The organism is Gluconobacter sp. Dm-62 (assembly GCF_018256155.1).
Classification (GTDB): Bacteria; Pseudomonadota; Alphaproteobacteria; order Acetobacterales; family Acetobacteraceae; genus Gluconobacter.
Genome location: NZ_JAERLY010000013.1, coordinates 39,115 through 59,443 on the forward strand (window position 1 = coordinate 39,115; position 20,329 = coordinate 59,443).

At 59.3% G+C, this 20,329-nt stretch carries 20 protein-coding genes, 1 tRNA gene and 1 riboswitch; of the genes, 11 read left to right on the forward strand and 10 right to left on the reverse strand.

The genetic code is table 11. The features are described from left to right. The first annotated feature begins 79 nt into the window (after nucleotides 1-79). From JK202_RS12080 to JK202_RS12115, 8 genes are all read left to right on the forward strand, one after another. Complete coding sequence (locus JK202_RS12080; protein ID WP_211561385.1) at nucleotides 80-448, forward strand: AtpZ/AtpI family protein; 369 nt, start codon at nucleotides 80-82, stop codon at nucleotides 446-448. Further along, nucleotides 426-1,175 carry a F0F1 ATP synthase subunit A gene (locus JK202_RS12085; protein WP_211561387.1) on the forward strand — a complete coding sequence of 250 codons (750 nt, stop codon included), beginning with the start codon at nucleotides 426-428 and terminating at the stop codon, nucleotides 1,173-1,175. Before JK202_RS12080 ends, JK202_RS12085 begins: the two co-directional genes overlap by 23 nt. Before the next feature lie 81 nt (nucleotides 1,176-1,256). Next, nucleotides 1,257-1,484, forward strand: coding sequence for an ATP synthase subunit C family protein (locus JK202_RS12090; RefSeq protein WP_024717170.1), 228 nt, complete (start codon nucleotides 1,257-1,259; stop codon nucleotides 1,482-1,484). Between the two features lie 8 nt (nucleotides 1,485-1,492). Beyond that, nucleotides 1,493-2,053 (forward strand): hypothetical protein, encoded by a 561-nt coding sequence (locus tag JK202_RS12095; RefSeq protein WP_211561388.1) that lies wholly within the window; start codon nucleotides 1,493-1,495, stop codon nucleotides 2,051-2,053. Between the two features lie 11 nt (nucleotides 2,054-2,064). Continuing rightward, entirely contained in the window at nucleotides 2,065-2,565 is a 501-nt protein-coding gene (locus tag JK202_RS12100) for an ATP synthase subunit B (RefSeq protein WP_041111564.1), read from the forward strand. Nucleotides 2,566-2,569: 4 nt separating this feature from the next. Continuing rightward, a complete protein-coding gene (locus tag JK202_RS12105; protein WP_211561389.1) occupies nucleotides 2,570-3,337 on the forward strand; it encodes a glycosyltransferase family 2 protein in 768 nt (255 codons plus the stop codon). Between the two features lie 73 nt (nucleotides 3,338-3,410). After that, nucleotides 3,411-5,063: a glycosyltransferase family 39 protein gene (locus JK202_RS12110; RefSeq protein ID WP_211561390.1), complete on the forward strand. Its 1,653-nt coding sequence runs from the start codon at nucleotides 3,411-3,413 to the stop codon at nucleotides 5,061-5,063. A 220-nt stretch (nucleotides 5,064-5,283) separates the two neighbouring features. Then, complete coding sequence (locus tag JK202_RS12115; protein ID WP_211561397.1) at nucleotides 5,284-7,914, forward strand: glycosyltransferase family 2 protein; 2,631 nt, start codon at nucleotides 5,284-5,286, stop codon at nucleotides 7,912-7,914. 202 nt (nucleotides 7,915-8,116) lie between these two features. On the opposite strand, the gene JK202_RS12120 is transcribed toward JK202_RS12115, so the two are convergent. After that, a tRNA-Ala gene (locus JK202_RS12120) sits at nucleotides 8,117-8,192 on the reverse strand. A 142-nt stretch (nucleotides 8,193-8,334) separates the two neighbouring features. Between JK202_RS12120 and JK202_RS12125 the strand changes: the two genes are divergently transcribed. Continuing rightward, a complete protein-coding gene (locus tag JK202_RS12125; protein WP_211561399.1) occupies nucleotides 8,335-8,640 on the forward strand; it encodes a YggT family protein in 306 nt (101 codons plus the stop codon). Nucleotides 8,641-8,646: 6 nt separating this feature from the next. Here JK202_RS12125 and JK202_RS12130 read toward each other — a convergent pair whose 3' ends face one another. The 4 genes from JK202_RS12130 to JK202_RS12145 all read right to left on the reverse strand — a co-directional run bounded on the left by JK202_RS12130 (nucleotide 8,647) and on the right by JK202_RS12145 (nucleotide 12,347). Beyond that, on the reverse strand, nucleotides 8,647-8,814 hold the full coding sequence (locus JK202_RS12130) for a hypothetical protein (RefSeq protein ID WP_249200013.1): 168 nt from the start codon (nucleotides 8,812-8,814) through the stop codon (nucleotides 8,647-8,649). Nucleotides 8,815-8,901: 87 nt separating this feature from the next. After that, nucleotides 8,902-10,365, reverse strand: a complete 1,464-nt coding sequence (gene tldD, locus JK202_RS12135; RefSeq protein WP_211561406.1) for a metalloprotease TldD — start codon at nucleotides 10,363-10,365, stop codon at nucleotides 8,902-8,904. 72 nt (nucleotides 10,366-10,437) lie between these two features. Beyond that, nucleotides 10,438-11,601, reverse strand: a complete 1,164-nt coding sequence (locus JK202_RS12140; protein ID WP_211561407.1) for an aminotransferase — start codon at nucleotides 11,599-11,601, stop codon at nucleotides 10,438-10,440. A gap of 119 nt (nucleotides 11,602-11,720) precedes the next feature. Continuing rightward, nucleotides 11,721-12,347: an HAAS signaling domain-containing protein gene (locus tag JK202_RS12145; RefSeq protein ID WP_211561409.1), complete on the reverse strand. Its 627-nt coding sequence runs from the start codon at nucleotides 12,345-12,347 to the stop codon at nucleotides 11,721-11,723. A 343-nt stretch (nucleotides 12,348-12,690) separates the two neighbouring features. Between JK202_RS12145 and glnA the strand changes: the two genes are divergently transcribed. After that, the gene (gene glnA / locus JK202_RS12150) at nucleotides 12,691-14,073 is read left to right on the forward strand and encodes a type I glutamate--ammonia ligase (RefSeq protein WP_211561462.1); all 1,383 of its coding nucleotides are present in this window, start codon (nucleotides 12,691-12,693) and stop codon (nucleotides 14,071-14,073) included. 86 nt (nucleotides 14,074-14,159) lie between these two features. Then, nucleotides 14,160-14,789, forward strand: coding sequence for a trimeric intracellular cation channel family protein (locus JK202_RS12155; protein WP_211561411.1), 630 nt, complete (start codon nucleotides 14,160-14,162; stop codon nucleotides 14,787-14,789). Between the two features lie 21 nt (nucleotides 14,790-14,810). On the opposite strand, the gene JK202_RS12160 is transcribed toward JK202_RS12155, so the two are convergent. From JK202_RS12160 to gcvT, 5 genes are all read right to left on the reverse strand, one after another. Next, nucleotides 14,811-15,083 (reverse strand): heavy-metal-associated domain-containing protein, encoded by a 273-nt coding sequence (locus tag JK202_RS12160; RefSeq protein ID WP_249200015.1) that lies wholly within the window; start codon nucleotides 15,081-15,083, stop codon nucleotides 14,811-14,813. A gap of 29 nt (nucleotides 15,084-15,112) precedes the next feature. Then, on the reverse strand, nucleotides 15,113-15,424 hold the full coding sequence (locus JK202_RS12165; protein ID WP_211561419.1) for a putative quinol monooxygenase: 312 nt from the start codon (nucleotides 15,422-15,424) through the stop codon (nucleotides 15,113-15,115). 196 nt (nucleotides 15,425-15,620) lie between these two features. After that, nucleotides 15,621-18,476: an aminomethyl-transferring glycine dehydrogenase gene (gene gcvP, locus JK202_RS12170; RefSeq protein ID WP_211561421.1), complete on the reverse strand. Its 2,856-nt coding sequence runs from the start codon at nucleotides 18,474-18,476 to the stop codon at nucleotides 15,621-15,623. 63 nt (nucleotides 18,477-18,539) lie between these two features. Next, a complete protein-coding gene (gene gcvH, locus JK202_RS12175; protein ID WP_211561423.1) occupies nucleotides 18,540-18,899 on the reverse strand; it encodes a glycine cleavage system protein GcvH in 360 nt (119 codons plus the stop codon). A gap of 36 nt (nucleotides 18,900-18,935) precedes the next feature. After that, nucleotides 18,936-20,069 carry a glycine cleavage system aminomethyltransferase GcvT gene (gene gcvT / locus JK202_RS12180; RefSeq protein ID WP_211561425.1) on the reverse strand — a complete coding sequence of 378 codons (1,134 nt, stop codon included), beginning with the start codon at nucleotides 20,067-20,069 and terminating at the stop codon, nucleotides 18,936-18,938. A 158-nt stretch (nucleotides 20,070-20,227) separates the two neighbouring features. After that, a riboswitch (glycine riboswitch) is annotated at nucleotides 20,228-20,317 on the reverse strand. Between the last annotated feature and the right edge of the window lie 12 nt (nucleotides 20,318-20,329).

A 20,329-nucleotide genomic window follows, 5' to 3' on the forward strand; every position in this document is an offset into this window, starting at 1 on the left:
GCTAGCGCCTGCGCTGAGAAGGAATCCGGACCAAATGACCGGGTAAGAAGGATGCGTACAGGGTAAGGGATCAGATCTCATGGGACACGCCCCTGCCGGTAACGACGGAAACTTCGACGAACGCCTCCGGCGTGCCCGTCAGAAGCTAGATCCCCATGCCGGGGAATTCGCCGTGACCGACGAGGGCAATGGTGACAGTTCCATGTCATCCCTTGGACTGGCGATCCGCGTGGGAACGGACCTTGTGGCCGGGCTCGCGGTCGGTGTAGCCATAGGCTACGCTCTGGGTCACTGGTTCGGGTACAGGGCTTTGTTCCTGTCCGTTTTCGCCCTGGCGGGATGTGGTGCCGGCATGTTGAATGTCTGGCGGGTTTTAAAGGATTCGGACATGGTGTCCGGGCCCAATGATGACGGGAGAAGCCAGCGTGGCAGCCGGATCGACGATTGACGCGCTCGGACAGTTCGAGCTCCATCCGGTTCTTGGACATCTGGGAGAAGCCCTGCGGTTCTCGCAGTCACCACTGTTCATGCTGATCGCCGCCGCCATCGTTCTCGCTTTCCTGTATATCGGAATGCGCCCCGCCGCCGTCGTTCCAGGCCGCCTTCAGGCCGCCGCCGAGATCAGCTACGATTTCGTCCACGATCTCGCCGTCAGCACGATTGGTGAGAACGGCGCAACGTTCTTCCCGTTCGTTTTCGCGCTGTTCTTCTTCATCCTGGCTGGCAACTATCTCGGCCTGCTTCCTTTCTCCTTCACGTACACCAGCCACATCGCCGTGACCTTCGGTCTGGCCATCATGGTGTTCGTTATCTCGATCCTTGCTTCCATCCGTTTTCAGGGTGTCGGCTTCCTCAAGCACTTCCTGCCCGCTGGAACGCCTGTCTGGCTTGCTCCGCTGCTGGTGCCGATCGAGCTCATCTCTTTCCTTTCGCGTCCGGTCAGCCTGTCGATCCGACTTTTCGCCAACATGGTGGCGGGTCACGTGCTTCTGGAAGTGTTTGCCGGCTTCACGATCATGCTCGCCGGTCTGGGCGCATTCGGCCACGTGCTGGCCATCGCCCCGATCGCGATCAACATCGCGCTGACGGCCCTCGAACTGCTGGTGGGTGTGCTGCAGGCCTATGTGTTCGCCATCCTCACCTGCATCTATCTGCGTGAGGCCGTCGCTCACTGAGCCACACCGCTTCGCACTAACCCTTTAATCGACCCAACAAGGAACCTGACAATGGACGTTCAAGCCGCTCACGAATTCGGCATCAGCATCGCCCAGGCCGCCCGTGACCTCGGTGCCGGTATTGCCGTTTTCGCCCTCGCCGGTGTCGGCATGGGTCTTGGCAACATCTTCTCGACGCTGATCAGCTCGGTTGCCCGCAACCCGGCTTCGCGTCCGCATGTCTTCGGCATCGGCATGCTGGGCTTCGCGCTGACGGAAGCCGTCGCGCTGTTCGCCCTGCTGATCGCCTTCCTGATCCTGTTCGCCTGAGGTCGAACATGTACCGTACGCCACGCCTCTTCCTGTTCGCCGCTCCGCTTGCGGCCGTGCCGGGCCGTGCCGTGGCTGCGGGCATGCCACAGCTGAACTTTCACGATCCGCTGCTGATCGGACAGGTCGTCTGGGGAGCCGTCATTTTCGGCGGCTTCTATCTCGCCCTGAGCCGCTTCGCACTGCCGCGTGTCGAACGGGTTCTGACCAACCGTCGGACCCGCATCCAGAGCGATCTGGATGTTGCCCGCAAGGCAAAAGCTGAAGCTGACCGCGCCAGTGCGGAACTCCTCAGCGCCCGTCATGAAGCAGCCGAGCAGGCCCGCGCCCATGTGGAGCGGATCCAGAGCGAAGCCCGCGCCAGTGCGGATGCTCACGCTGCGGAAACGGCCAAGCGCCTCGAAACCGAGATCGCAAACGCCGAGACCCGTATCACCCAGTCCCGTGAACAGGCCCTGTCCAGCCTGTCCGAGATCGCAACCAGCACCGCCCAGGATCTGGTTTCGCGTCTGATCGGCACGCAGGATGAACAGACTGTCGCCAACGCCGTCACACGCGTCAGCGCCTGAAGGAGACGATGATGTTCCACGATCCCCGGTTCTGGACCGCCCTCGCCTTCGTCCTGTTCTTTGTCATTTTCGGGCGCAAGCTCTGGGTCGCCATCACCGGCCACCTGGATGCGCGCGCTGACAGCGTCCGCCACGACCTCGACGAAGCAGCCCGCCTGCGTCGCGAAGCCGAGCAGATGCTAGAAGATGCCACCCGCGAGCGTGAAAAGACCCTGGCCGAAACACAGGCCATGCTTGCACGCTCCGAAGCCGAGGCTGCCGGTCTGGCAGAACGCGCCCGCAAGGACGCAGAAGCCGCCGCAGCCCGTTACGAAAAGATGGCGCAGGATCGGATTCACGCAGCCGAACGTTCGGCCATCCGTGAAATTCAGGATCGCGCTGCCCAGATCGCCGTTGCCGCAGCCCGCGACGTCGTGTCGACCCGTCTGACGGAGAGCCCCGACATCGCCGCAACGCTAATCGACAAGGGTATCGACAGCCTGCCGGAAGCCCTTCGGCGCTCCGCTGCCTGATCCGATGCCCACCTCTACGGTGCAAGGTTCCTTTCATGACGACGGAAAGCCCACAAGGCTCTCCGTCGTCATGGCCGTTCTGAACGAGGCGGAAAATATCCTCCCCGTCTGTCAGGAACTCGCTGAAACCTTTGGCACCGATCCTTCCGTAGAAATCCTGGCAATTGACGACGGCAGCACCGATGCCACCGTCAAAAAGCTTCTGCAGGCCCGCCAGACGCTCCTGCCCCGCCTGCGCATCATCAGCCATCCGAAGCGTCTGGGAAAATCTGCGGCGCTCCGCACCGGCATTACCGCCGCAAAGGGTGAGTGGATCGCGACCATCGACGGTGACGGACAGGATGACCCGTCCGCCATCCTGAAAATGCTGGACCGCGCCATATCGGCTCCGGGCGCAGCACCCCTCGTTGTCGGCGTCCGGCGCAAGCGCAACGACCGCCTGTCCCGCCGCATCGCCACGCGCCTCGCCAACGGCCTGCGCCGTCGCCTTCTGAACGACGGCTGCCCCGATACAGGCGCACCGCTCAAGCTGTTCCCACGCGATCTCTTCCTGAAGATTCCGCAGTTCGAAGGCGTCCACCGCTTCCTGCCCGCCCTGCTGGGGCACTACGGCGCGCCGCTGATCTGCATCGAAGTCCAGCACCGCGCCCGGCTTCATGGCAGTTCGAAATACACGAATTTCAACCGGGCCCTCGTGGGCATCCGTGATCTTCTGGGCGTCATGTGGCTCCAGAACCGCACCCACCTGCCCGATCATCTGACCGAACACTAAAGCCGTCACCGGATCCGGACCTTCCGGGATCCTGCCGCATGCCCGGCCTGACAGAACGGCGCGGAGAGTCCCCATGACCCTGAACCTCCGGCATTACGCCCTTCTGGGCCTGCTCGCTTTCCTGCTCGCGCTTCCCGGCCGTATGACGCTTCCCCCGCTCGATCGGGACGAGCCGCGCTATATGGAAGCATCCGAACAGATGCTCCTCTCCCATAACTTCATCGACGTCCGCTTTCAGGACAAGCCACGCTATCTCCAGCCGGCTGGAATCTACTGGCTGGAAGCGACATCCACGGCCGCGGCCGAAAAGATCTTTGGCCCCTCGGTCCTGCGCAAGACCTGGCCTTACCGGATCCCGAGCCTGCTCGCCGCAACGATCATCGTACCCCTGACGGCCTGGATCGGCGCAACCCTCTTCGGGGGCGCTACGGGACTGATGGCTGCGGGCCTGCTGATGATCTCGACCCTGTTCGTCGCCGAAAGCCACATGGCGACCATCGACACCGTCCTGCTGCTCGACATCCTGTGCATCGAAGCCGCCCTTCTCTGTGCCTTCACCGACCGGCAGAAGAACCGCCCGACGCATCTGCGGGTCGCAATCGCCTACTGGCTCGCCCTCGGGGTGGGCCTGATGCTCAAAGGGCCAGTCGTTCTCATTCCGGGATTTGGCACACCACTGGCCTTGTGGCTTCTGGAGCGGGACCGCTCATGGTGGTCCCGCCTGCGCCCGCACTGGGGCTGGCTCCTCATGATTGCGGTTGTCGTGCCCTGGTGCGTCGCTATCGAAGTGATCAGCGGCGGTGATTTTTTCGCGCGCGCAGTTGGACGCAACTTCCTCGGCAAGGTGGCCCATGGTCAGGAAGCGCATGGTCTTCCCCCCGGCTTTCACCTACTGGTTTTCGGACTGGCTTTCTGGCCTGGTTCGCTGTTCGCCACACTGGCCATTCCGGCAGTCTGGGCAAACCGAAAGCTCCCACAGGTCCGCTTTCTGCTGAGCTGGATCATTCCACACTGGCTGGTGTTCGAACTGATCGCCACCAAACTCCCGCATTACGTCCTGCCAACCTATCCGGCGATCGCCATCCTCACCGCAGCAAGCCTCGTGGCATGGCCTGTACCCACAATTCCCCGCTGGGCAAAAGCTCTTCTCGGTGTCTACGGCGTTCTATGGACGGTCATCGGGATTGCCTTCTGTCTGGCCGGCAGCATCGCGCTCTACAAGCTTGAGCACACATTCTCGCTCTCCGCCCTGATTGCACTGGGAGGCTCCCTCCCCCTGATGCTTGGAGCCGTCATGATGCTCCTGAAACAGCAGCGACGACAGGCAGCCTTCTGCGCCATGGGCGCAGCCGTCATCGCTCATGTGGGCCTTTTCCTGAGCGTCATCCCCAACCTTCAGACCATTCGCCTCAGCCCACGTATTGCAGAACTCTTCGAAGATGTTCGCCCCTGCAATGAGAGCATTCTGGTCTCTTCGTCCTATTCCGAGCCCAGCCTTGTCTTTCTTGTAGGTCCCGATACGCAGCTCATCGGTCCTGCCTCCGCCGCAGAATATCTGCATGCACACGCCCAATGCAGTCTGGCACTGATCGACCGCAGAGATGAAGCGGCTTTTAACAATGCACTTCTCAAATATAATTTTTCCGTGATGGAGTATGGTCGTATTCAAGGACTTAATTATTCCAACGGCCATCGCCTGGATCTCGGAATTTTTGCGCCCCGATAAAGCTGGTTGATCCCAGTTTTTGAGAAGAAATCGGACCAAGACCTGTACATTTTCGGCATCTTGATGGATGCCATAAAAGGGAAACTTTACCTGTCTTTTTCTTGATGCTTTCCTATCCCGAAATCTTCAGGAGAGAATCTTTGAAGAAACCAATTTTTACCCTACACTTTAAGTACTGTGCCCAGACCCAATGCATTAACGGTTCAGTAGGAGAGAATTAATGATAGTATGCCAGATCGATGAATTTTCCGTTAATGGTATTCGGGGCTGGGCAATCGATACTGAAGACCCATCACAGCCTGTCTTCCTTCACGCACTGGCAGACGGTCAGGAATTTCTTCAATTCTATTGTACTGATCTTCGCGAAGATGTTTACGCATCAGGCATCCAATCAAAAAATACTGGATTCCATATTGTAGTTCCACATAGTTTACTTGATGGAAAAAATCACAATATTACGTTTAAGAACCGCCTCAAGCAGATCGAAATCTATTCACAAAACCAGAAACTGGAACATATCCCCTTCTCTGCAAAGCTTCCGACAGAGACACGCTCATTTGTGGATGGTCTGAAACAGGGCGTCCTGAGTGGCTGGGTCGTTTGTGGAAATGATATTGAAGGCTGGAAAGGTGATCAACAACTTCTCGTGACCTGTAACGGTCAGAAAGTTGGTCAGCTTGAAGCTAACAGATATCGCGGAGATGTCGGGAAAGCTCTGTCCTGCGACCCGTATTGCGGCTTTCAATTTTCACCGCCGGATCTGTACCGCAAACCATATGAGCAGGAATTTCGCTTTTACGTTCTTCCTGACATGATTGAGGTTGCCAACAGTCCCTGTCTCACCAGCTTCGTCACCGACGCGCACGAATCCCTTATCATTGATGTGATCGATCAGATCGATGCGCTCCATGTGGAACTGACCCGTCTGCGCCGTCAGGTCAGGGAAATCCTGCCACAGCCCGGATTTACGATTGCCGATTATCATTCCTGGGCAACAGCCTACTTCCCGACCCTTCGCAAGTATGTGGACCGGACCCGGGATGCCTCTTCCATCACTGGCAACCCGCTGGTTAGCATTGTGTGCCCAGTATGGAACCCTGACCTCACAGATTTCACAGCAGCGATTAAAAGTGTCCTCGCCCAGACGTGGCAGAACTGGGAACTGATTCTTGTCGATGACTGCAGCAAAAATGCCGAGCTGCGGGCCGTTATCGAAAACTTCGCCAAAGCAGATGCGCGCATCAAACCAATCTTCCAGGAAGAGAATGGTGGAATCAGCATCGCAACCAATGCTGGTTTAGCCGCGGCTAAGGGTGAGTGGATTGCGTTCTTCGACCACGATGACCTTCTTGCGGATGTAGCCGTCGAATACATGCTGAGAGAAGCCACAAGAAGTCACGCCGATCTCATTTATTCAGACGAAGACAAGATTGACGCCAGCGGGTATTACCGGGAACCGGCATTCAAGACTGACTGGAACTACAGACTCCTTCTTGGCGTAAACTACGTCTGTCATTTCGTGATGATCCGCCAGTCCGCCATACAGAATGTCGGCGGACTGAATAAGGAATATGACGGCGCTCAGGACCATGATTTCCTTCTCCGTGCCTCTGAACACATCCCGGCAAGCAAGATCCACCACGTTCCGGAAATTTTGTATCACTGGCGTATCACAGCGAATTCAACAGCCTCTGACATCGGCAACAAGCGGTATGCCATTGATGCAGGCATCAACGCCGTCAACGATCACCTCGCCCGACGCGGTTTGCCCGCCAAGGTCGACTCTCAATTGGGCATGACCCTTTACACGGTGAACTGGGAATTCAATCAATCGCCGTCAGTTACAATCATCATTCCTTACAAAGACGAAATCGCCACGACAGCGCGCTGCCTGGACGCGATCCAGAAATACACCCGCTACCCGAACTATAAGGTCATCCTGATCAACAACTGGTCTATCACAAAGGAAGCCGAGGATTTCGCCAAGCAGATCGACACTCTTCCCAATGTCAAGATCCTGACCATCAAAGAGCCTTTCAATTATTCCCGTATTAATAATCTGGCTGCAAAAGACGAAACATCCGATTTCTTTCTGTTCCTGAACAATGATGTGTTTGTTGAGCAGGAAAACTGGTTGGAAATTCTGGTCAACGAAGCGCTCGCAGATCCCATGGTGGCGATCGTCGGCGGAAAGTTTGTCTATCCCAACCAGACAGTTCAGCACGCTGGCGTTTTGCTTGGAATCGGTGATGTCGCTGGTCATGCCCATGTTGGTATTCCGCGCAACGAGGGCGGCTACGCGGGGCGGGCCTATTTCCCACAGGAAATTTCGGCTGTTACCGCTGCGGGAATGCTGATCCGACGCCAGGCTTTTGAACTGGTCGGTGGCTTTGATGAAGAACACCTCAAGGTCGCATTCAACGATATTGATCTGTGCCTCAAGGTCCGGGATGCAGGCTACAAAGTCATCTGGACACCCGATTTCTGCGCAGAGCACCATGAGAGCCTCAGCCGCGGTAGCGACGACCGACCGTCCACAGAGCGCCGCTTCTTCCATGAAACGCAGTTCATGATTGAAAAATGGGGCAATACGCTTCGCACAGACCCATTCTACAATCCGCACTTCACACTCGACCGTCAGGTCTTTTTTGATCTTACGATTCCGGGAGTGGATGAAACACGATACCCCCCCCTTGCTTCCAGCAGGAAAAATATCCGGCCTCTATGGTCCAGTCAGACACTGGCAACAGAACCGAAAAAAGCGCCTGAAAAACATGTGGTCAAAGTAACACCACCTAAAACACGCCAAAAAAAGGCGCCAGCTTCTCCGAAATCAAGACGAACCACTTAATTTTGGAAAGATGATATTGCGATAAACTGGAATCAGGACTAACGAATTACTCCATTCGTCAGTCCTGATTTTCCAAAAGATTTCCGCAATATTCATCAAAGTTTTCTAAAAAAATACTTCAAAGAAACACTGACTACGCGCAAATCCAAGGAACGGTGATTACGTTCACTCTTGTCCGATATTTTATGAAGAAGAAATTTCGTGGTGGAGCTGAGGGGAATCGAACCCCTGACCTCCTCATTGCGAACGAGGCGCTCTCCCATCTGAGCTACAGCCCCACGACAAGAAGATAGTTCTCCTCTTCCGGCAGCCTGTCAAGCAGACCTGCCCGCAAGACATTGTTCTGTGCTATCGCTATGGCTACAAGCGTTTCCCGACCGGCCTTTCGGCTGCCCTTTCCGACATTCGATGAGGTTTTATATGGTTGCCCTGCACGCCATTATCATGATGCTGATCCAGGCCTTTGTATGGATCCTGCTGGCTTACTGTATCCTGTCGATGCTGCTGGGTTTCGGAATTCTGGACGTCCGGAACCGCTTTTTCTATTCCATTTTCAACACACTGGCCCGGATCGTCGAGCCCGTGATGACGCCCATCCGCAACATTTTGCCCAATACAGGTGGTATGGACTTTGCACCAATGGTCGTCCTGCTGTTGATCCAGTTTCTGGTTTATCCCGCCGTAAACCGGATTTTCTTCATGCTTGCGACACAGAGCAGCTTCTGAGCCTGCTTATCTCAGGACGCGCCACACTTCTTCCAACGCCTCTACCAAAAGATCCCGCTTTTCCTGATGCTGCGTCCCGTCCGGGCGCTGCATCCAGACCGACCATTCTTTGGCGGTCTGTCGCTCCATCCTCACGGCCCAGTCTTCAGGAAGTCGCGAGAGAACCCGTTCCATCCGAACTTCCGCGGTTAACGGTTTTGCGTAATTGTGGCCCATTGCAGATCACTTTCGCTTTTCAAGCCCACTGGCGCCTTGTCCGGCTCAACCCGTACCACCAACCGTCAAGCCGGAAATCTTCAATGTCGGCTGACCGACACCTACCGGTACACCCTGTCCAGCCTTACCGCAGGTTCCAATTCCCGGATCCAGCGCCACATCCGAACCAATCATGGAAATCTGGTTCATGGCATCTGCACCATTCCCAATCAGGGTCGCGCCCTTCACCGGCCGGATGATTTTTCCGTCTTCCACCAGATACGCTTCCGACGCGGCAAACACGAACTTGCCTGAAGTGATATCGACCTGTCCGCCGCCGAAGTTCACGGCATAAAGCCCACGTTTTATCGAGCGGATCATCTCGTCCGTCGTAGCACTCCCTTCCAGCATAAGCGTATTGGTCATGCGCGGCATTGGAGCATGTGCATAGGACTGCCGGCGTCCGTTCCCCGTCGATTTCGTTCCCATCAAACGGCCATTCAACCGATCCTGAAGATAGCCTGTCAGAATCCCGTCCTCGATCAACACCGTTCGGGACGTCGGCGTCCCCTCATCATCAATGCTCAGCGAACCCCGACGTTCCGGAAGCGTCCCATCATCAATCACAGTCACACCGGGGGACGCGACACGCTTGCCGATCATTCCTGAGAAAGACGATGTTCCCTTGCGGTTGAAGTCACCCTCCAATCCATGCCCCACGGCCTCATGAAGCAGAATGCCAGGCCACCCCGGACCTAAAACCACATCCATTTCTCCTGCGGGCGCCGGAGCAGCTTCCAGAGTAATCAGAGCCTGCTTCAGGGCTTTATCGACAGCGTCACGCCACGTTTCCGGCGCCAGTAGACGATCGAGGTCATACCGGCCGCCAAGACCGCATCCCCCACTCTCGCGCTGACCATCCTTTTCCACGATTACTGACACATTCATGCGCACCAGCGGCCGCAGATCCGCAACATCTCCGCCCGAATCCGCGCGCCGCATGATCTGCACAGCCTGCCACTCTGAACTCAGCACGGCACTGACCTGCACCACCCGGGAATCCAGCCCCCGCGCATAGGCATCAATCTCGCTCAGAACCGCCGCACGGGCCGCAAAATCCGTGCCCTCAAGCGGCCGGGAGTCGCCATAAAGCCGCTGGTTCGTCGCCTGCGGACCCGGCGCCATGATGCCGCTGCGTCCCTGCCGCACAGCACCCACCGTGCTGACCGCCCGCTCCAGAGCGTCGCGGCTGATATCGTCCGCATGCGCGAAAGCGGTTTCCGTTCCCAGAACAGCCCGCAATCCAAAGCCCGAAGACGTATTGAAGCTGGCCGAGCGGATCGTCCCGTCATCCAGGCTGATGCTTTCGTTTTCCCGGTACTCGAGGAACAGCTCGCCGTCATCCACGCCATCAAGCCCCCGATTGACGAGTGCCCTGGCATCGTCACGGGTCAGCTTTGAATCAGGACGCCCGAAAAACAGGGCGTCGGTCGTCGCAAGAGCGCCCAGAGCATCAGCAGCAACAGACATGAAAAATCTCCAGACATAACAAACCGGCTTTCCCGGCGCACAGGGCAGATTAAAGAGTGGAAGGCAGGACTTTTAAGAAAGGGCTTTTTCCAGCCGTTTCAAGGCTTCCTTCAAAATCTCAGGCTTTTTGCAGAACGCAAAGCGGATCAGGTTCTGCGGAGGGGACCCCCCTTCAGGGTCATAGAAAGCCGAAACCGGGATCGTTGCTACCCCTGCATGCTCAATCAGCCAGCGCGCAAATTCAACATCACCTCGCCCAGCCGCATGACGCGAAATATCCGCCACGATGAAATAGCTTCCGTCGGCCGGCAACGTGTCGAAGCCCAGCCGATGCAACCCGTCCCGCAGCAGGTCCCGCTGCACTTCCATCTGCGCTGACAGCCCTTCGTAATAGCTGTCATCCTTGTTCAGCCCGTAAGCCACGGCCCGCTGAAGATTCGGGGCCGTCGCAAACACCATTACCTGATGCGCTTTCGCTACCACGGAGGCCAGCGCAGCCGGGGCTGTCACATAGCCGACTTTCCATCCGGTCAGGGAGAAGCTCTTACCGGCACTCCCGATCCGCATGCACCGCTCACGCATTCCCGGCAGCGTCATCAGCGGGATGTGTTTCACGTGAAACGTCAGATGTTCGTAAACTTCGTCACAGATCGCATAGACATCATGCTCCCGCACCAGCTCCGCGATCAGCTCAAGCTCTTCACGGACAAACACCTTCCCGGACGGATTCATCGGCGAGTTGAGCATGATCGCCTTGGTCTTCGGTCCGAACGCGGCCCGCAGTTCTGCCTCTTGTAAGGACCAGTGCGGCGGCTTGAGCCTTACGCAGCGCGGCACCGCTCCCAGAAGCTTCAGCGCAGGGAGATAGGTGTCATAAAGCGGTTCGATCACAACCACTTCGTCGCCCGGCTCGACGACGGCCATCAGACACGCCGCCAGAGCCTCTGTCGCACCGGACGTCACAACAACCTCCGTCGCCGGATCAACGTCGATCCCATAAAAACGCCGGTTGGACGCTGCAACCGCCTCGCGCAGTTCCGGCAGTCCCGTCAGCGGCGCGTACTGGTTGCGTCCATCCCGAAGCGCATCGGCCGCAACCTCAATGATGTCCTGCGGCCCTTCCGTATCCGGAAACCCCTGCCCGAGATTGACCGCCCCATGCTTCACGGCAAGCTGTGACATGATCGTGAAAATAGTGGTCGGCAGGCTCGCAAGATACTGATTCGGCGTTTTCATCAACGGATTCCAGAACTGACGGAAAACAGAAAGCACCGCACCATTGCAGGCGGACGAAGAGCTGAAAAGCCTTTCGCACGGACCATTTGTTCCATAACGGAAATCCCGTCTTCCTGATCTCAGTCCAGCACCTGCGTTTTGCGGCGCATGTCACGGAGCAGGATCTGCCCCAGCCCCCGCAGAAGAAGCATCGCCAGCACGACGAGGACGATTCCGACACAGCAGCAAATGATCGCATCCCCCCAGGAGAGCGGACTGGCATTTTTCGGCACACCCTCCGTGGTGACAGTGATCGCAAACAGATTGTCATCCACCCTAAAAAGATCCTGCGGAACAAAGAGCCGCAACACCGGCATTGCCGCCAGCAGAAGCCCCGTCAGACCAAGCACGATCACGACGAATCCACCCACAAACGCAACCAGGCTCCCCGCCGCCAGCCGCAGGAGAACCCAGACCAGGCCAAACGGATTCGACTGCTGCACGCCAACGGAAAGTTCGTGCCGGATCGTAAAGCGTGCCGCGAGCCTGTCCGGCTTTCCCAGTCTTTCCAGAAGCGCCAGCGCAGCCCCTTCCCCCAGACGGGCCTGCGCCGCAACCTGCGCCCGCACTTCAGCGACGATCACATCCCGCTCGCTTTCAGGCAGGCTGAGCAGGCCACCCCGGAACTCGTGCAGATACTGTTCAACCGGCAGGGAGAGAAGATCGCTGTCTTTCCAGCCGTCGGGAGATGAGGAAGCAGGGGCCATGAGTATATTTCCCAAAAAGAGTCTCGCTGTCCTCTTTCCATGCAAGTTCCGGACCAGATGCGGAAAACTCCAGCTCACTTCCGAAAGATTCAATCTAAAATCCACGGAATGGCGTAATTTCCCATACTCGACAGACGGGCATTTGTCGCTTAATCGTTTTGCAGCCGTTTACACGATGCAAGGCGACAGATCGATGGCCAAGAAAGCCCCCACTTCTTCTACCGCGAAACCGAAGGCCGCTCCGGCGCGCCGTCCCTCGAAGGCCGCAGCCCCCAAAGCTGCTCCCGCAGCAGCAGGCACGCCGCCCGCCCCGAACCCGCAGGCCGTTGCCCGCGTCTTCGAGATGATCCAGGAGCACGCGGCGGAATTCGTCGATCTGCGCTTTACGGACCCCAAGGGCAAGTGGCACCACACGACCCAGACAGTCTCGACCATTGAAGACGACACCTTCGTTGAAGGCTTCATGTTCGACGGCTCCTCCATCCAGGGCTGGAAAGCCATCAACGAGTCCGACATGGTCCTGCTTCCGGATCCGGAAACGGCCGTCATGGACCCGTTCTCCGCCAAGCCGCAGCTGATCCTGTTCTGCGACATCATCGATCCGAAGACGGGCAACTTCTACAACCGCGACCCGCGCTCGACCGCCAAGCTCGCAGAAGCCTACCTCAAGGAAGCCGGCTTCGGTGACACGGCGTTCTTCGGCCCGGAAGCCGAGTTCTTCATCTTCGACAACGTGCAGTTCGGCACAGGCCCGAATTTCGGCACATACCAGCTCGACAGCATCGAAGGCCCCGGCGCCTCCATGAAGGCTTACCCGGAAGGCAACATGGGCCATCGCCCTGTCGTCAAGGGTGGCTACTTCCCGGTCCCGCCGGTGGACAGCGAAAACGACCTGCGCGCCGAAATGCTCTCCACGATGGGCGAAATGGGCCTGCCGATCGAGAAGCATCACCACGAAGTCGCACAGTCGCAGCACGAGCTCGGCACGAAGTTCGACACGCTCGTGAAGTCCGCCGACTTCATGCAGATCTACAAGTACTGCGTGCACAATGTTGCCCATTCCTACGGCAAGACGGCCACGTTCATGCCGAAGCCGATCGCGGGCGACAACGGTTCGGGCATGCATGTCCACCAGTCCATCTGGAAGGACGGCAAGCCGACCTTCGCTGGTGACAAGTATGCTGACCTGTCCGAAGACGCGCTGTTTTACATCGGTGGCATCATCAAGCACGCGAAGGCCCTGAACGCCTTCACGAACCCGTCCACCAACTCCTACAAGCGCCTGATCCCGGGCTTCGAAGCCCCCGTGCTTCTGGCCTACTCCGCAGCGAACCGTTCGGCTTCGTGTCGTATCCCGCATGCGACCAATCCAAAGGCCAAGCGCGTTGAAGTCCGCTTCCCGGACCCGACCGCCAACCCGTACCTGGCTTTCGCTGCCATGCTGATGGCCGGCCTTGACGGCATCCGCAACAAGATCCATCCGGGCGAAGCCATGGACAAGGATCTTTACGAGCTGCCGAAGGAAGAGCTGGCCCAGATCCCGACGGTCTGTGGTTCGCTCCGTGAGGCTCTCGAGGCCCTCAAGGAAGACCACGCATTCCTTCTCGAAGGCGGCGTCTTCACCAAGGACCAGATCGAAAGCTACATCGACATCAAGTGGCCGGAAGTCTACAAGTTCGAACACACGCCGCATCCGGCAGAGTTCGAGATGTACTACTCGGTCTGATCCGGGTCAGAACATCACGTCTACGGAAAGCCCGGCCTTCGTGCCGGGCTTTTCTGTTTTCAACACCCCGCTATCAAGACGGCCCGATGATCCCTCCTGCCCTTCAGGCCTTCTCCTCATCCGCCCTGCCGATCCTCGACATCGCAGGCACGATCGTCTTCGCCATTTCAGGCGCGATCGAAGCCGCACGCGCGCGCCTGACCATCGTGACCTTCATGTTCTTCGCCGCCATCACAGGCGTCGGCGGTGGCACAGTGCGGGATCTGCTGATCGGCGCCCCCGTCTTCTGGATGCACACTTCCATCCCGATTGCCGCATGCCTGCTCTCAGCCATTGCCGTGTGGTTTACGCCAGCCCGCTTCTGGCCCGCACGCGCTGTGGAATGGTTCGACGGACTTGGGATCGCGGCCTATGGCGTCTTCGGCTCAGCCAAGGCGCTCGCTTACGGCATCCCGCTGATCCCGGCCGCTCTGATGGGTATTGTCAGTGCCTGCATGGGCGGTATTTTCCGGGATGTGCTGGCAGGCGTTCCATCCATCATCATCCGGCCGGAGCTCTACGTCACAGCCGTCGCCCTTGCGTCAGGGAGCTACGTCGCTCTTACCGCAGCGGGCGTGAACACCACTACTGCGGCCGCATTCGCCGTTACCGCAGGATTTGCCCTGCGCGCCATCGCCCTCATCAAGGGCCTGGGCCTGCCGCATTACCGCCGGTAAGCCGCAGACCCCTTTCATCCTTCAGGCGATGACGTCGAACCCGACATCTTCCACGACGTGCTGAAGCGTTATTGGCGTCACCTTCTGCTCATCATACTGAACGGCAGCCTGTCCCGGATCGAGCGTCACCTGCGCGGACGAGACGCCGGGAACACTGGACAGCGCGGACTGCAACTTGCCCGAACATCCGTTGCAAGACATCCCGTCGACCTTGAACGTCACCATCGAAACCATAAGAGACTCTCCTGTTTTCAAAGGCTGCTCCGCAAAGCAGTCGATCCCCGAATGGGACATATATCCTGGAAAAAATGCAAACAGCTTTTTCAGGCTGCGTCAGCGGCCTCGTCCAGCGGCTGGACCTTCATAATCTCGGCCTGAGCTCCGCACTTCGCAAGCACTTCTCCCAGAACCTTGAAATGCGGGGCGGCCAGATGCGCCTCAAACCCGGCTTCCGAAGCCCAGACCTCATTCGCCACGAACCGTCCAGCTTTCTCCACGTCCCTGCTGACAACATACTGGTGGCAGGCCTCTTCCTTGCGGGAGGACACGACACAGGCCGCAAAAGCCTGCTCCGCAGCGGCGGCGTGTTCAGCGGGAACCGTGACAACGGCTGTGATGTGAACCGTCTGGCTCATGATGGAACTCCTCATCAACAATGCAGACTGCCCAAAACCCCTTTCCGAGGGCGGGCAGCGTTTCACGTGAAACCATACCTCACCCCTTTGTGATAAAGAACCCATGCCGGGTATCCGATCCGAAAGAACCGGATAGCAAAAAGGCGCCTCCCCGAAGGAAGGCGCCTTTTCCCGAACGTCAGACGGAAAAGACCGTTCAGTCTTCCGCGTAGGTCGAAATATCCGGGCAGGAACAGACGAGGTTCCGGTCCCCCCAGGCATTGTCCAGACGCCCGACCGGCGACCAGTATTTCGACGTGTCCACACCACCGGGGAAGCATCCGGCCTCACGGCTGTAGGACCGCTCCCAGACACCTGCCAGATCCGCCGTCGTATGCGGCGCAAAGCGCAGCGGGCTGTCTTCCATCCCGACGCGCCCGGCTTCGACCTCGGCAATTTCCGCACGAATGGCGATCATCGCATCGCAAAAGCGATCCAGTTCGCCCTTACCCTCGGATTCCGTCGGCTCGATCATGAACGTCCCCGCCACCGGGAAGCTGACAGTCGGTGCGTGGAAGCCATGATCGATCAGACGCTTGGCGATATCGTCCACCGTCACGCCGACCGTGTCCTTCAGCGGACGCAGATCCACGATGCATTCATGCGCCGTAAAGCCATTCGTGCCGCGATACAGAACCGGATAATGCCCTTCCAGACGCGACGCGATGTAGTTCGCATTCAGGATCGCCATCGTGGTCGCCTGACGTAAGCCCTCGTCGCCCATCATCATGATATAGGCCGCGGAAATCGGCAGAATGGACGCCGACCCGAAAGGCGCAGCGGACACCGCAATGCCATGCTGCCCCGGCAGATACGGCGCGAGGTGTTTGCCCACACCGATTGGCCCCATGCCCGGCCCACCGCCGCCATGCGGAATGCAGAACGTCTTGTGCAGGTTGAAATGGGAGACATCCGCGCCATACAGGCCCGGCCGCGCCAGCCCGACCTGCGCATTGAGGTTCGCGCCATCCAGATAGACCTGCCCACCCGCTGCATGAACCAGCTCGCAGATCTCGACGATCCGTTCCTCGAACACGCCATGCGTGGACGGATACGTGATCATGATGGCCGCCACGCGCCCGTCATGCTGCGCGATCTTGGCCTTCAGATCCTCGACATCAACATTGCCGTTCTCATCGCAGGCTACGACGACAACCCGCATCCCGACCATCTGGGCCGAAGCCGGATTGGTCCCGTGCGCGGACGCCGGAATCAGGCAAACGTCGCGGTTCTCATCCCCACGCGCGCGGTGATAGCCACGAATGGCCAGAAGCCCGGCATACTCACCCTGCGCGCCGGAATTCGGCTGAAGCGACACGGCATCATACCCCGAAATCGCACAGAGCGTGCGCTCCAGATACGTGAACAGCTCGCCATAACCCTGAACCTGATCGGCTGGCGCGAAGGGATGAATCCGCGCGAATTCCGGCCAGGTGATGGGGATCATCTCCGCCGTCGCATTGAGCTTCATGGTGCAGGAGCCCAGCGGGATCATCGTCCGGTCCAGCGCCAGATCCTTGTCCGCCAGCGCACGCATGTAGCGCAGCAGATCCGTCTCGGAACGATGAGCATGGAACACAGGATGCGTCAGCAGCGGAGCCGTCCGGGACAGACCCTCCGGCAGCGCATCCGTCACCTCGAGCGCCTGCTCGACAGCCCCCAGATCCGCGCCCTCACCCGCGAAGGACGCCCAGACCGCGCGGATCGTCTCCGGCGTCGTGGTCTCGTCACAGGACACGCCAATCCGGCCATTCCCCGCATCGCGCAGATTGATGCCAGCCGCCACGGCCCGCGCCAGAACCTGCGGTGCCGCAGCACCCGCCTGAACGGTGATCGTGTCGAAGAACACCTCCGTCTCAACATCCGCGCCCAGAGCCTTCAGCCCGGCGGAGAGGATCGCCGCCATCCGGTGCGTGCGTGCGGCAATGGCCTTCAGCCCTTCCGGACCATGATAGACCGCATACATGGACGCGATGATCGCCAGCAGCGCCTGCGCCGTGCAGATGTTGGACGTCGCCTTTTCGCGGCGGATATGCTGCTCACGCGTCTGAAGCGCCAGACGATAGGCCGGCTTGCCCGCACTGTCGCGCGACACGCCGACCAGACGCCCCGGCATGTGCCGCTTGAACGCATCGCGCGTCGCCATGAACGCCGCATGCGGTCCACCAGCGCCCATCGGTACGCCATAACGCTGCATCGAGCCGATCGCGATATCCGCGCCCAGCGCACCCGGGCTTTCCAGCACCACCAGAGCCAGCGGATCACAGGCCAGAGCCGCAATCGCGCCCTTTTCGTGCAGCGCCGCAATCACGCCGCGCAGATCCCGCACCCGCCCCGAAGAGCCCGGATAGGACAGCAGCGCACCAAACACGGAAGACGCATCCAGATCCATCTCCGGATCACCGACCACGACATCCCAGCCCAGCGGCTCGGCCCGTGTGCGGATCACGGCAACCGTCTGCGGGTGCGTGTCGGCATCCACAAAGAACGCCGTCGCCTTCGACTTGCCCACGCGCTGCGCCAGCGCCATGGCTTCCGCACAGGCCGTGCCCTCGTCCAGCAGGGACGCATTGGCAATATCCAGCCCCGTCAGATCCGCCACCAGCGTCTGAAAGTTCAGCAGCGCCTCAAGACGGCCCTGGCTGATTTCGGGCTGATACGGCGTATAGGCCGTGTACCAGGCCGGATTTTCCAGGATGTTGCGCTGAATGACCGGCGGCAGAACCGTATCGTAATAGCCCTGCCCGATCATGGACGTCAGAACCTGATTGCGCGAGGCGATCTGCCGCAGACGCACCAGCGCATCCTGTTCAGTCAGGGCCGCACCGATCCCGTGATCCCCGCGATCGAGAATGGCGGCCGGAATGGTCCGGTCGATCAGGTCATCAAGGCTGGACGCGCCAACGACACGCAGCATCTCTCCGATTTCGGAAGGGCGCGGGCCGATATGGCGGGAGCTGAAATCTTCGGTCTGGGCAGGCCACAAGGTCGTCACAGGCAGGTTCTCTGGCATTTCATGAAAGCAGTGGCGGGTTAAAGAAAAAACGGGGCCTGCCAGTGCAGACCCCGTATTCCTTCAGAGGCTCTTGTACTGTTCGGCCGTCAGCAGGCCCTTGAGGTCGTCCGGGTTGGCAACCGTCATGCGGAAAATCCAGCCCTCGCCTTCCGGATCCTTGCCCACCAGTGTCGGATCATCGGACAGCGCCTCGTTGAAGCCGGCCAGCGTGCCTGCAACCGGCGCATAGATGTCGGAGGCCGCCTTCACGGACTCGACGACAGCCGCCGCATCACCGGCGGCGACTTCCGTGCCCTCGTCCTTGGCTTCAACGAACACCAGCTCGCCCAGCTCTTCAGAGGCGTGTGCGGTGATGCCGACAGTGGCCTGCTCGCCATCGACGCGGATCCATTCATGGGACTTCGTGTAATAGGTCGTCATTGCTGCTTTTTCCTGATCTGAAGTTCGACTGTAAGTTCAGCGCTTGAAGCCGGGTGCCACGAACGGCATCGCCCGCACATGCAGCGGCACATACTTGCCCCGCAGTTCCGCAAAGACGGGTGTGTCCAGCGCCGCATAGTCCGACGCGACATAGCCCATCGCAACAGGAGCCTTCACGCTCGGGCCAAATGCCCCGGACGTGACCACCCCGATTTCCTTCTGCCCCCCGGCATCGGCAAAGAGCTTCGCCCCTGCCCGCACCGGAGCCCGACCTTCCGCCATCAGACCAACGCGCCTGCGCGCCACGCCATCGCGCGTCTGCTTCAAAACGACATCCGCGCCCGGATAGCCGCCAGCGCGGGCACCGCCCTCACGACGCGCCTTCTGGATCGCCCAGCTCAGCGCCGCCTCGACCGGCGTGGTCGTGACATTGATGTCATTGCCATACAGGCACAGCCCGGCTTCCAGCCGCAGCGAATCCCGCGCGCCCAGCCCGATCGGCAGCACATCCGGCTGCGCCAAGATCGCGCGGGCGACCTTGTCAGCATCCGCGCCCGCACAACCGATCTCGAACCCGTCCTCACCCGTATAACCGGAGCGCGACACCGTCACGGGTACACCGGACAGTTCGGTCTCGATCACATCCATGAAGCGCATGTCCTTCACGGCCGGGCAAAGCGGCGCCAGAGCCGCGTCCGCCGCCGGGCCCTGAAGTGCCATGAGCGCGCGGTCGAACTGGCGCGTCACCACACAGCGGTCAGACAGCGCCTTCTCGATCCGGTCCGCGTCCTGAACCTTGCAGCCCGCATTCACAACAACCAGCAGGTCCGTGCCCATATTGGCGACCATCAGGTCATCCAGAATCCCGCCTTCCTCATTGGTCAGCAGCCCATAACGCTGACGCCCGGCGGCAAGCCCGACGTAATCAGCCGGAACCAGCGTTTCCAGAGCCGCAGCAGCGTCCTTCACGTCTCCGCTTTTGGCGGCAATGCGGATCTGCCCCATGTGGGACACGTCAAACAGACCGGCCTTTTCGCGCGTGTGCAGATGCTCCGTCATCAGCCCCGCAGGGAACTGGATCGGCATCTCAAAGCCTGCGAACGGCACCATCTTCGCGCCAAGTTCCAGATTCAGATCGTAAAGGGGAGTACGCTGGAGGGAATCGCTCATACGAAAAAGCCCAGTCCATTCTATCTCAAGACGTGAAGATGCAGACGCCTCCGGCTCCACGCAGAACGCGGCCGGAAAAACGTCGCCCCTTCTGTCCTTTCGCCTGAGATCGCTATCCCGTCGGCGGATGCGGCGCGCGCACCTCTCTCCAGAATGTCCTGACCGCCTCGGTCCTTTGGCCTGAGAGTTTCCGGGGCGGTTGCTCCTTCGGCGCCAGCCTGACGGCTGGTCTCTCCCGTGTCGGTCCCCGCGATCCTGCC

Coding starts and splice junctions, on each gene's coding strand:
- JK202_RS12080 (WP_211561385.1), top strand. CDS start 80: ATGGGACACGCCCCTGCCGGTAACGACGGAAACTTCGACGAACGCCTC.
- JK202_RS12095 (WP_211561388.1), top strand. CDS start 1,493: ATGTACCGTACGCCACGCCTCTTCCTGTTCGCCGCTCCGCTTGCGGCC.
- JK202_RS12100 (WP_041111564.1), top strand. CDS start 2,065: ATGTTCCACGATCCCCGGTTCTGGACCGCCCTCGCCTTCGTCCTGTTC.
- JK202_RS12105 (WP_211561389.1), top strand. CDS start 2,570: ATGCCCACCTCTACGGTGCAAGGTTCCTTTCATGACGACGGAAAGCCC.
- JK202_RS12110 (WP_211561390.1), top strand. CDS start 3,411: ATGACCCTGAACCTCCGGCATTACGCCCTTCTGGGCCTGCTCGCTTTC.
- JK202_RS12115 (WP_211561397.1), top strand. CDS start 5,284: ATGATAGTATGCCAGATCGATGAATTTTCCGTTAATGGTATTCGGGGC.
- JK202_RS12125 (WP_211561399.1), top strand. CDS start 8,335: ATGGTTGCCCTGCACGCCATTATCATGATGCTGATCCAGGCCTTTGTA.
- JK202_RS12130 (WP_249200013.1), bottom strand. CDS start 8,814: ATGGAACGGGTTCTCTCGCGACTTCCTGAAGACTGGGCCGTGAGGATG.
- tldD (WP_211561406.1), bottom strand. CDS start 10,365: ATGTCTGTTGCTGCTGATGCTCTGGGCGCTCTTGCGACGACCGACGCC.
- JK202_RS12140 (WP_211561407.1), bottom strand. CDS start 11,601: ATGAAAACGCCGAATCAGTATCTTGCGAGCCTGCCGACCACTATTTTC.
- JK202_RS12145 (WP_211561409.1), bottom strand. CDS start 12,347: ATGGCCCCTGCTTCCTCATCTCCCGACGGCTGGAAAGACAGCGATCTT.
- glnA (WP_211561462.1), top strand. CDS start 12,691: ATGATCCAGGAGCACGCGGCGGAATTCGTCGATCTGCGCTTTACGGAC.
- JK202_RS12155 (WP_211561411.1), top strand. CDS start 14,160: ATGATCCCTCCTGCCCTTCAGGCCTTCTCCTCATCCGCCCTGCCGATC.
- JK202_RS12160 (WP_249200015.1), bottom strand. CDS start 15,083: ATGTCCCATTCGGGGATCGACTGCTTTGCGGAGCAGCCTTTGAAAACA.
- JK202_RS12165 (WP_211561419.1), bottom strand. CDS start 15,424: ATGAGCCAGACGGTTCACATCACAGCCGTTGTCACGGTTCCCGCTGAA.
- gcvP (WP_211561421.1), bottom strand. CDS start 18,476: ATGCCAGAGAACCTGCCTGTGACGACCTTGTGGCCTGCCCAGACCGAA.
- gcvH (WP_211561423.1), bottom strand. CDS start 18,899: ATGACGACCTATTACACGAAGTCCCATGAATGGATCCGCGTCGATGGC.
- gcvT (WP_211561425.1), bottom strand. CDS start 20,069: ATGAGCGATTCCCTCCAGCGTACTCCCCTTTACGATCTGAATCTGGAA.